We start from the raw sequence: 10,280 nt of genomic DNA on the forward strand, positions 1-10,280 counted from the left end.
TACTCGGCTACGAACCGAGCGGTCGGAGGTTCGAATCCTCCCGCGTCCGCCATATACGAAGAAACCCGCTAAGGTGCAAGCCGAAGCGGGTTTTGTCGTTTTAGCTCTATGCTACATCAGCGGGAGGGTGAGAAGCTCCGCAGGTTCGACTGATTTGCCAGGAGCAAATCAGGACAGCTTCAGCTGGCCCGCAGGGCTGGCGGCAGGACGCCGCCAGCAATCCTCCCGCGTCCGCCATATACGAAGAAACCCGCTAAGGTGCAAGCCGAAGCGGGTTTTGCCGTTTTAGCCGTGCGACTCTGATTTGCATCCTCACCAACTGCATGCTATTAGATCCTCTCTAAGCTAAGGATTCTAATGCTATGGCAAGCGGCCACTATAAACTGACTGCACAAGGTGAACTGCAGCCGTCCGATGCTGACGGCGAGTTGGTGCTGTGCCGCTACTGCGACCTGCTACAGCATTTACCTGAACTGCAGCCTGGCGAGGAAGCGCATTGCAGTCAGTGTGGTCATCTGTTGGATAGTCGCCATCCCCAACCCGTACTGCGGCCCGTGTTATTTGCCTGTAGCGCTCTTTTTATGTTGGTGCTTGCCAACTTGTTCCCTTTTATCAGCATGTACGCTGCAGGTAGTCAGCAGCAAATGAGCTTTCTGGATACCTCGTCGGTGCTTTTTGCGGTGCACCATCCAGCTTTAGCAGTACTGGTTTGGTTGTTTATACAGGCGATACCAGCCTTTTGCATGGCCGCAGTGATTTATTTAAAGCTTGGCATGCTCTGGCCTTTACCGGCCCGAATGTGGGTGGCCCGGGTGCTCTTTATGCTAAAGCCCTGGAGTATGGTAGATATCTTTTTGATCGGTTTGTTAGTCAGTTTCGTTAAGCTGGCAAGTCATGGTGATTTGGCTTTAGGTCTCAGCTTCTGGGCATTCTGTTTGTTTTGCCTGTTGCATTTACGTACCTTTCAGGTGATTGATCGACGAGAAATGTGGTCTCGCATTTCACCAAATCCTAAGCCTTCATTCATAGCTTTGCCCGGCCATGCTGGCCTGAGTCAGCAATTGAAGGTTTGTGGTTGTTGTACTGCCCTGGTTCCACTCAATGTAACACATTGCAATCGCTGTGGTGATCGGGTACACCGGCGTATTCCAGCCAGCATTCAGAAAACTCTGGCTCTTACCACCGCAGCAGCCATCCTGTATTTACCAGCCAATATTTATCCCATCATGGTTACTGTTTCTATGGGGCAAGAAACTCAGTCGACCATTCTAGGTGGGATCCGCCTGCTGTGGCTGGATGGTGCTTATCCAGTCGCGGTTATTATTGCTCTTGCCAGTGTGGTGATTCCAGTGCTGAAAATTCTGGTGCTGTACGGATTGTGTTATCTTGTGATGCAGCCCCAAGCTTACCGGCAACATTTATCCACCCTGATTTTTCGCTGGGTGGACTGGATAGGCCGCTGGTCTATGGTGGATGTGCTGGTGGTGGCTATCCTGGCTGCCCTGGTACGTTTTGATTTGTTGATGAGTGTTTATCCCGGACCTGCAGCCGTCACTTTTGCGGCTGTCGTCATTCTCACCATGTTAGCGGCGCTTAGCTTTGATCCCCGCTTGCTGTGGGATAGCACGATCAATCCTGAAGATGTCGAAGCAATACATACAATGACGGAGCAGACTTCGTGACAATACCCGTACAGCGTCAGGCCAGCATTCAACCGATTAAGCAGTGGTCACCGATATGGATAGTGCCCTTGGCTGCTATTGGTATAGGGATTTGGATGTTGTATTACAGCTATCAGAATCAAGGCCCGATGGTGATCTTGATTGCTCCCCATGCTGAAGGCATTGTTGCTGGAAAAACCCCTGTGAAAAGTCGCAGTGTCGATGTGGGGCAGGTTGTATCCGTCAATTTAACCGCTGATTTGAAGCAAGTTGAAATTAAAGTCCGGATGCGACCAGATACAGAGCCTCTGCTGAATGCTGAGTCGCAGTTTTGGGTGGTTCGACCACAAGTCAGCCGCTCGGGTATCACCGGACTAAATACCTTGTTATCGGGGGCTTATATTGAACTGCAACCCGGTGATTCCGATCGTACTGTCCTACATCATAACTTGCTGGAGATCCCGCCGGTGGCCTCAGCAGAAGCCGCAGGGATCCGAATCCGCTTGCGCAGTGAAGACACAGGTGTGTTATCGGTGGGCGATCCTGTGTTGTACCGTGGTTATGAAGTTGGCACGGTCGAACAAAGCCTGTTCGATATGCGCGAACGGCAAATGCTGTACCAGCTGTTTATCCGCGCCCCTTATGACACCTTGGTGACCGACAATGTGCGTTTCTGGCAGGCCAGTGGGGTCAGTTTTGAATTAACGCCGGATGGAGTGCGGGTGGATGTTGCTTCGATTGCCAGTTTGATCAGTGGTGGAGTCAGCTTTGATGTCCTGGAAGGCTGGCCTGCAGGTGAGCGAGTGACATCTGACACTGAGTTTGCGTTGTTTCCGAATAAGAATAGCATCCACGATGGCATGTACAGTCAGTATGTCGAGTACTTACTATTTTTCGAAGAGTCGGTGCGGGGTTTAAAAGCTGGAGCGCCGGTGGAGTACAGGGGCGTTCGAGTAGGGACCGTGGTCAGTGTGCCTTTTTTCTTTTCCATGTCGCATCCGCTTGAAACCTCCTTTGATAAAGGCGTGCCGGTGCTGATCCGCATCGAAACCGGTCGTTTGTATGAAAACATCAGTACCGAACAAGTGAAGCAGCAATTAGCGCGGGGCGCAGAGCAGGGGCTTAGGGGTATTCTAAAAACCAGCAGTCTGCTAACTGGTGGTTTGTACATTGATTTGGATATGGTAGACGAGCTGGAGGTCCCCTGGCAGGCGATGGAGTATGCGGGCTATGCAGTGCTACCGACAGCGCGTGGAGGCTTGAGTAACATAGAACAAAAAGTATTGATGGCGTTGGAGAAAATGATCCAACTGCCGGTGGAGCCTTTGCTGCAGGAAGGCACCCGCACTCTGGCACAGGCAACCACGGTAATGGCGGAAATGGAACAGGTGATGCGGCAGTTGGAGGGCTATCTGGCGCAGCCAGCACTGCAGCAGGCACCAGAGCAGCTGAGTCAAAGTCTGCAGCAACTGGAGCAACTATTGCAGGCATTTGGCCCTGAGTCTCAGACCCATCAGCGTCTTAACAGCAACTTGCAGCAATTTGAACAGCTGCAACGTGATTTACAGCCATTGCTGCATACGCTCAACCAGCGCAGCAATGCTCTGATTTTTCAGGCCACCCCTGACGCTGATCCAGAACCAAGGAGAGCCCGACCATGAGACCACTGTTCTGTGCCGGATTTTTGCTATTGATCATGGCGTGCACACAGCAAAGCGTGCAGATTCAGTACTACCAATTCCCCTATCCGGAGGTACTGCCACAAGCTGAAGCAGCCACACACCCTGAACGGGTACTGGTGTTGCAGGGTATTCAACTGGCACCTTTCCTGCAACAGCGTGGTATCGCATTTCAGCAGAGTGAGACAGAGCTGACGGTTGCCAGGCAGCATTTGTGGGCCGATGATCTTGCTACGCAGCTCAGCCGGCACTTGCGGTTAAATCTGGATGCCAAGTACGCAGGCTGGCAGGTGCAGCAACATCCGGATAAAGCCGCTGTTCAATTGCACATTCAGTTGGACCGGATGCTGGGCACTGCCGATGGTTACGCGCTGCTGAGTGGGGAGTATCGGTTATCACGACAGCAGCACAGCAAGCGTCAACGATTTCTTATTCAGCAACCGTTGCAAGGTGATGGCTATCCGGCTCTGGTGCAGGCTATGGCTGAAGGCTGGCAACAACTGAGTCACGATATTACCCAGCAGCTGGAAGCCTTTTAATTTGCTGCTGGAACAAAAAGAATTATTTTGCATAAAAATGACAAAAATCAGCTTACTTTTGCAGTGAAAGGCCTTAAGATTTATTTGGATGTCTGGACGTAAAAGTGTTTATACGTTTGCAGATTCATGCTATCTATAGCTGTTATCACAGGACTGAATTGTCGGTTCGAAGCAGAATCCGGATAATGAAGCTTTCGGCAACAAGTTATTGCAGATGAAACTGTTGTGTTAGATTGAGTTGGAAATGACGACAGTTAGGTATCGGTAAGGGGGAAATATGGCGGTCAGCACTATGCTGCAACAAGCAGCGGAACTTATGGCTATCGGGATGGCGACGGTCTTTGTCTTCCTGACTGTGTTGGTGATAATTATTCAGCTGATGAGTTTAAGTATACGGCGCTTTTTCCCAACCAAAAAGACGACGGCAACCACAGTTGAAGTGGTGGAGTCGGATACGATTTCTCCCCGGGTAGTGGCTGTCATCACTGCAGCCATTCATCAACACCGGCAGCAACAAAACTAGAAGAGGACTGTTATGAGTAAGCCATTGTTATTAACTGAGCTGGTACTCAGAGATGCCCATCAATCCCTGTTGGCAACCCGGATGCGCCTGGAAGATATGTTACCTATAGCCGAAAAACTGGATAAGGTCGGCTACTGGTCAATGGAGTCCTGGGGAGGTGCCACCTTTGATGCATGTATCCGTTATTTGGGGGAAGATCCCTGGCATCGTATCCGGGCGTTGAAAAAAGCCATGCCCAATACCAAGCAACAGATGTTGCTGCGGGGCCAGAATCTGCTGGGCTACCGACATTATGCCGATGACGTGGTGGAAGCCTTCGTTGAAAGAGCGGTCGAGAATGGTGTGGATGTGTTCCGGATCTTTGATGCTATGAATGATATCCGTAACTTGCAAACAGCCATTCAGGCTGCGGTCAAAGCCAATGCCCATGCTCAGGGCACCATGTCTTATACTGTAAGCCCGGTGCATACCATTGATATGTGGGTGGATATGGCGATTCAGCTCGAAGACATGGGCTGTCACTCCATCTGCATTAAAGATATGGCAGGTTTGCTCAAGCCCTATGTAGCAGAAGAGCTGATCACCCGTATCAAAGAGGCAGTCAAAATCCCTCTGGCGATGCAATGCCATGCTACCACCGGGCTTAGTACCGCCACCTACCAAAAAGCCATTGATGCTGGCATTGATATGCTGGATACCGCGATTTCCTCAATGAGTATGACTTACGGCCATAGCGCGACAGAAACCATGGTTGCCATTACCGAAGGCACCGAGCGTGATACCGGCCTGGATTTGGTATTGCTGGCGGAAATCGCCGCTTATTTCCGTGAAGTACGCAAGAAGTACGCGAAATTTGAAGGCTCTCTGAAAGGCGTTGATGCCCGTATTTTACTGGCGCAAGTGCCGGGCGGGATGCTCACCAATATGGAAAGCCAACTCAAAGAGCAGGATGCACTGGATAAACTGGATACGGTACTGAAAGAAATTCCAAAAGTCCGTGAGGATTTGGGCTTTATTCCATTGGTAACACCAACCTCGCAGATTGTCGGTACTCAGGCGGTATTGAATGTATTGACCGGCGAGCGCTACAAGACCATCACCAAAGAAACTGCCGGTGTGTTAAAAGGGGAGTATGGTGCGACACCAGCCGAGGTGGATACCGAACTGCAGAAGCGGGTACTGGATGGAGCCGAAGCCATCACCTGCCGCCCCGCTGATTTGCTCGAACCAGAGATGGAACGGCTCAGTAAAGAGCTGCAAGAGATTGCCAAAAAAGAAAGCATCAGTCTGGCCGATGCCAAGGTCGATGATGTATTGACTTATGCGTTGTTTCCCCAGGTTGGTTTGAAATTCCTGAAAAACCGCAACAACCCGGCGGCTTTCGAGCCTGTTCCAGAAGCACCATCTGAAGCTTCGGGGAATGCAAGCACCACGGTTACGATTGCCGGCGGCGTTGCAGCTTATAGTGTTCGGGTGGATGGTAAGGTGTACGAGGTCGAAGTTGCACCGAGCGGTGAGCTCAGCAGCATTAAGCCGGTGGTGGAAGAAAACATTCCGGGCCGAGCCTCTGTCACTGGTAGCGGTACTTTAACGGCTCCTTTGGCCGGTAATATCTGGAAAGTGGTCACTAAAGAAGGCGCTCAAGTGAAAAAGGGTGATGTGGTGATCATTATGGAAGCCATGAAAATGGAAACCGAAGTGCGTGCTGCGGTGGATGGCAACATACAAAAGATCCATGTCAGTGCTGGTGATGCGGTCAGCAATGGCGATGTGTTGATCACCTACGCCTGAGGAATGCGCTAATGGATGCTTTTCAAACCTTGTTGCAATCGACCGGGGTGCTGAACTTTACTGCCGGTCAGGTGGTGATGCTGCTGGTGGGTATCGGCTTGCTGTACCTGGCCATTGCGAAGAACTTTGAGCCCTTGCTGCTGTTGCCCATCGGCTTTGGGGCTGTACTGACCAATGTGCCTTTGGCGGGCATGGGTGAAGTCGGCGGCTTTCTGCATATGTTTTATGAGGTCGGCGTGGGCACTGGCTTATTTCCCTTGCTCATTTTCCTTGGCGTAGGTGCCATGACAGACTTCGGGGCCCTTATCGCTTATCCACGGATGTTGTTCTTAGGTGCAGCAGCGCAGTTTGGTATTTTTGCGACCTTGTTAGGTGCCATTGCGCTGAACTGGATCCCAGGCATGAGCTTTACCTTTCGTGAGGCGGCCGCCATTGCCATTATTGGTGGTGCTGATGGCCCTACCGCGATTTTCTTGGCCTCACAACTGGCCCCAGAGCTGTTGGGTGCTATTGCCGTGGCGGCCTATTCGTACATGGCTTTGGTACCAATGATCCAGCCACCCATTATGAAAGCGCTCACCAGCCAGAAAGAACGCGAAATACAGATGACGCAGCTGCGCACTGTCAGTAAAAAGGAAAAGATACTGTTTCCACTGATTTTACTGATGCTGACCATTTTGTTCCTGCCAACAGCGGCTCCGCTGATTGGGATGCTTTGCCTTGGCAATCTGATGCGCGAAGCCGGTGTGGTGGATCGTTTAAGCAAAACGGCGCAAAACGAACTGATTAATATCGTCACCATTTTCCTGGGGTTGGCTGTTGGCTCGAGGTTAAGTGCCGAACATTTCCTCACCACGCAAACGCTTGGCATTTTGATCCTCGGCTTGGTGGCTTTTGCCATTGGCACAGGCTCCGGGGTCATCATGGCGAAAATCATGAATAAGTTTTCGAAAGAGCCGATCAACCCATTGGTTGGGGCTGCCGGGGTTTCGGCGGTACCGATGGCTGCCCGGGTGGTAAACAAAGTTGGCTTGCAGGCGAATCCGCATAATTTCTTGCTGATGCATGCGATGGGCCCGAATGTGGCAGGGGTAATCGGCTCGGCTGTTGCCGCGGGTATTTTGCTCGCCCTGGTAGGTTAAGGTCACCTAAGAGTTAAAACAGAGAAGTGCGTTAAGGCCTGTATTCAATACCAAGTACACAGGCCTTACGCGCTCCGGTCACTGCTGGCACATTGCCTGGCTGCTGCCGGTCGAAAGCCTGCGCTAGCCAGGCAAAAGCTATCGCCTCCACCCAGTCCGGCTCAATCCCTGCCTCGCTGCTACTTTGTACGGTGGCTGGCTCTAACAGCTGCTGTAAATCAGCCATCAATAACGGGTGATGGACACCGCCACCACAGATGAAAACCTCTGTGAGGTTAGGCAGTTGTAGCTCGTTGGCTATACTAACGGCGGTAAAACGGCATAAGGTGCGCTGCACATCGGCGGCCGCTTCCCTGCCTGTTAGTTTTTGCTGCAACCAGTCCAGATGGAAATACTCGCGCCCAGTACTTTTTGGGGCGCTTTGTTGAAAATAGTGATCTTCCAGCAGGCGTTGCAACAGGTCGGGCAGCAGCTTGCCTTCGGCGCTAAAAGCACCGTCTTTGTCGAAGGGCAGTTTGCGATGAAGTGAAACCCAGTCATCCATCAGGCAATTGCCCGGACCGGTATCATAGCCAGTGATCGCGCCATCTGCGCCAAGCAGGCTGATATTGGCAATACCGCCAATATTGACCACGACACGATTTTGACCGCGCTTGGCAAAAACTGCCTGATGAAAGGCAGGCACCAAAGGGGCGCCCTGGCCACCATAGGCCATGTCCTTGCGGCGAAAGTCTGCAATCACCCGGATCCCGGTGAGTGCCGCCAGCAGATGCATGTTACCGAGTTGCACCGTAAAGGGCTGAGGTTGCTTTGGGCGGTGACGAATGGTCTGGCCGTGGCAACCTATAGCGCTAATTTGCTCCGGCTGATAATTGGCTTGTTTAAGTAATTGCTGCACACCAATCGCATAACACTCGGCCAGTTGGTTTTCTACCGGACCTATGCGCTCCACCTCATTGTTACCAGGTTCGGCCAGTAAGCGTAGCTCGCGTTGCAAGCTGGCAGGAAAGGGAACCAGTTTACTGCGGAGTAAGCTTGGCTTAGGCGAGTTAAAACTGACCAACACCAGGTCGATGCCATCCAGGCTGGTGCCAGACATAATGCCGATATAGAGTTTTGACTGCATTTAGGGGGTTGCCGCTAGTAACTGTTGCTGTTGGCTCTGCAGCTCAGTCAGGACTTCATTGGCTTTGGCGATAAAGCTGGCTTTATCGCCCCCGGTCAGCGCCTGAGCCTGGGGCAATTGCACTGTCCTTGGATTGCGATGCACGCCATTGACCACAAACTCATAATGCAGGTGTGGGCCAGTGACCCGTCCGGTGGCACCCAGACGGCCAATCACCTGGCCCTGTCGTACCCGATCGCCCACCCGGACCTGACGGCGCGACAAGTGCAGGTACTTGGTCACGATGTTGTTGCCATGTTGGATAAACACGTAATTGCCATTTAGATTATTGTAGGTCGAAGCGGTTACCCGCCCATCACCGGTTGCCATAATTGGCGTACCGACCGGAGCCACATAATCAATGCCATTATGCGGTGCTACTCTGCCGGTGACGGGGTGCTGACGGCGTGGATTGAAGTTAGAGCTGATGCGGGTGAATTCGACCGGTGCGCGCAAAAAAGCCTGACGCATACTTGTACCGTCCGGTTTGTAATAATGGCCATCGTTGTGGCGTACCGCCTGGATCACCCGGCCCTGGTTACTAAACTGCGCTGCCAGGATAGCACCATAACCAATAAACTCATCCTCGCTGTAATTGCGTTCAAACAAAACGGTAAAGCTGTCGCCGGCCCGGATATCCAGCGCAAAGTCGATATCCCAGCCAAAGATGCTGGCCAGCGCCATGATTTGGTTGTTGCTGAGGCCAGCACTAAGGCCTGCATGCCAAAAGCTTGATTGAATGGTGGCTGCTGCGTATTCGGTTCGTGTTTCTACAGCTCGCCGCTGCTGCTCGCTTTGAAACCGGCCCTCGTCATCGCGATACACCAACAGGGATTCCAGCCGGTTAATGGCATAGCGTAGCTCTTGCAGCTGGCCCGCTTCGTCCAAACCAAACTCCAGTGTTTCGCCCGGAAACAAACGAGTCAGAGTTCGGGTACTATCGCCCAGTGCCAGAATGGCCAGCATAGTTTGTTGACTGACATTGGCACGGCGGAACAAATTGGATAAGGCATCGCCACTTTGTACGGTGATGCTGTGCCAGGTCAGCTCTGGTAGGGCTGGCTCTGGGGCTTCAATTTCAGCTTCAAAGAATGGAGCGACATCGGCTTGTACTGATTGTGCTGATAAAGTGGTATTCAATGGCAGCAATTCTGGAACATAAAGCTCGCTAAGCTCTGACGGCTCTCTGCTAGTTTGCCGGGAGTCTGAGGGTTCTGTTGGCATCAGGATCACCAGCGCAGACAGAAGCATCAAGCCAAGGATCAGCAAGCGATGAGGGATTGGAATACGCGATACCAGTGTTTGCATGAGCATGGATTTGGTTACTGCTTAAATTAGCAGCATAACGTTTTTTTTTCACTGTTGCCAGTATTGTGCAATTTCCAATGCCAGCTGCATCAGTTAAAATAACTGATCCTGACAATGATAATTACTTTTGGAGACCACCATGACCAACTGGGAGCAGGCGTTTGCTGAGCTAAAACGCGGCTGCGAAGAGATTTTGCTGGAAGAAGAGCTGATTGCCAAGCTAAAGCAAGGCAAGCCATTGAAAATTAAAGCAGGTTTTGATCCAACAGCACCAGATTTGCATCTGGGCCATACCGTGCTTATTAATAAACTGCGTACCTTCCAGCAGTATGGTCATGAAGTGATTTTCCTGATCGGTGACTTTACCGGCATGATAGGCGATCCGAGTGGCAAAAATGTCACTCGTAAGCCATTGAGCCGGGAAGATGTACTGGCCAATGCCGAAACTTACAAAGAGCAGGTGTTCAAAATT

Annotated in this window: 9 protein-coding genes; 7 read left to right on the top strand and 2 right to left on the bottom strand. The window is 51.6% G+C overall.

Going from position 1 to position 10,280, the window contains the following annotated elements:
- The first annotated feature begins 362 nt into the window (after positions 1-362).
- The 6 genes from JJU14_RS15490 (at position 363) to JJU14_RS15515 (ending at position 7,335) form a co-directional block, all read left to right on the top strand.
- Positions 363-1,682, top strand: a complete 1,320-nt coding sequence (locus tag JJU14_RS15490) for a PqiA/YebS family transporter subunit (protein ID WP_228614624.1) — start codon at positions 363-365, stop codon at positions 1,680-1,682.
- Entirely contained in the window at positions 1,679-3,322 is a 1,644-nt protein-coding gene (pqiB, locus tag JJU14_RS15495; protein ID WP_228614625.1) for an intermembrane transport protein PqiB, read from the top strand. The genes JJU14_RS15490 and pqiB overlap by 4 nt, the downstream gene beginning before the upstream one ends.
- Positions 3,319-3,879 (top strand): ABC-type transport auxiliary lipoprotein family protein, encoded by a 561-nt coding sequence (locus JJU14_RS15500; RefSeq protein ID WP_228614626.1) that lies wholly within the window; start codon positions 3,319-3,321, stop codon positions 3,877-3,879. Before pqiB ends, JJU14_RS15500 begins: the two co-directional genes overlap by 4 nt.
- Positions 3,880-4,156: 277 nt before the next feature.
- Entirely contained in the window at positions 4,157-4,402 is a 246-nt protein-coding gene (locus JJU14_RS15505) for an OadG family transporter subunit (RefSeq protein WP_228614627.1), read from the top strand.
- Between the two features lie 12 nt (positions 4,403-4,414).
- Positions 4,415-6,193, top strand: coding sequence for a sodium-extruding oxaloacetate decarboxylase subunit alpha (gene oadA, locus JJU14_RS15510; protein WP_228614628.1), 1,779 nt, complete (start codon positions 4,415-4,417; stop codon positions 6,191-6,193).
- Positions 6,194-6,204: 11 nt separating this feature from the next.
- Complete coding sequence (locus tag JJU14_RS15515; RefSeq protein ID WP_228614629.1) at positions 6,205-7,335, top strand: sodium ion-translocating decarboxylase subunit beta; 1,131 nt, start codon at positions 6,205-6,207, stop codon at positions 7,333-7,335.
- A 31-nt stretch (positions 7,336-7,366) separates the two neighbouring features.
- Here the strand turns inward: JJU14_RS15515 and JJU14_RS15520 are convergent, their stop codons facing one another.
- Positions 7,367-8,461, bottom strand: coding sequence for an anhydro-N-acetylmuramic acid kinase (locus tag JJU14_RS15520; RefSeq protein WP_228614630.1), 1,095 nt, complete (start codon positions 8,459-8,461; stop codon positions 7,367-7,369).
- Positions 8,462-9,814 carry a peptidoglycan DD-metalloendopeptidase family protein gene (locus JJU14_RS15525; RefSeq protein WP_366914914.1) on the bottom strand — a complete coding sequence of 451 codons (1,353 nt, stop codon included), beginning with the start codon at positions 9,812-9,814 and terminating at the stop codon, positions 8,462-8,464.
- 133 nt (positions 9,815-9,947) lie between these two features.
- On the opposite strand from JJU14_RS15525, the gene tyrS reads away from it, so the two are divergent.
- Positions 9,948-10,280 (top strand): tyrosine--tRNA ligase (gene tyrS / locus JJU14_RS15530; RefSeq protein WP_228614631.1); only part of this gene is annotated, 333 nt, incomplete at its 3' end.

It is taken from the genome of Alkalimonas sp., assembly GCF_020831925.1.
Taxonomy (GTDB): Bacteria; Pseudomonadota; Gammaproteobacteria; order Enterobacterales; family Alteromonadaceae; genus Alkalimonas.

Bases quoted from the DNA above. Each gene is read 5' to 3' on its own strand.
- JJU14_RS15490 (WP_228614624.1), top strand. From the start codon at position 363: ATGGCAAGCGGCCACTATAAACTGACTGCACAAGGTGAACTGCAGCCG.
- JJU14_RS15500 (WP_228614626.1), top strand. From the start codon at position 3,319: ATGAGACCACTGTTCTGTGCCGGATTTTTGCTATTGATCATGGCGTGC.
- JJU14_RS15505 (WP_228614627.1), top strand. From the start codon at position 4,157: ATGGCGGTCAGCACTATGCTGCAACAAGCAGCGGAACTTATGGCTATC.
- oadA (WP_228614628.1), top strand. From the start codon at position 4,415: ATGAGTAAGCCATTGTTATTAACTGAGCTGGTACTCAGAGATGCCCAT.
- JJU14_RS15515 (WP_228614629.1), top strand. From the start codon at position 6,205: ATGGATGCTTTTCAAACCTTGTTGCAATCGACCGGGGTGCTGAACTTT.
- JJU14_RS15520 (WP_228614630.1), bottom strand. From the start codon at position 8,461: ATGCAGTCAAAACTCTATATCGGCATTATGTCTGGCACCAGCCTGGAT.
- JJU14_RS15525 (WP_366914914.1), bottom strand. From the start codon at position 9,814: ATGCTCATGCAAACACTGGTATCGCGTATTCCAATCCCTCATCGCTTG.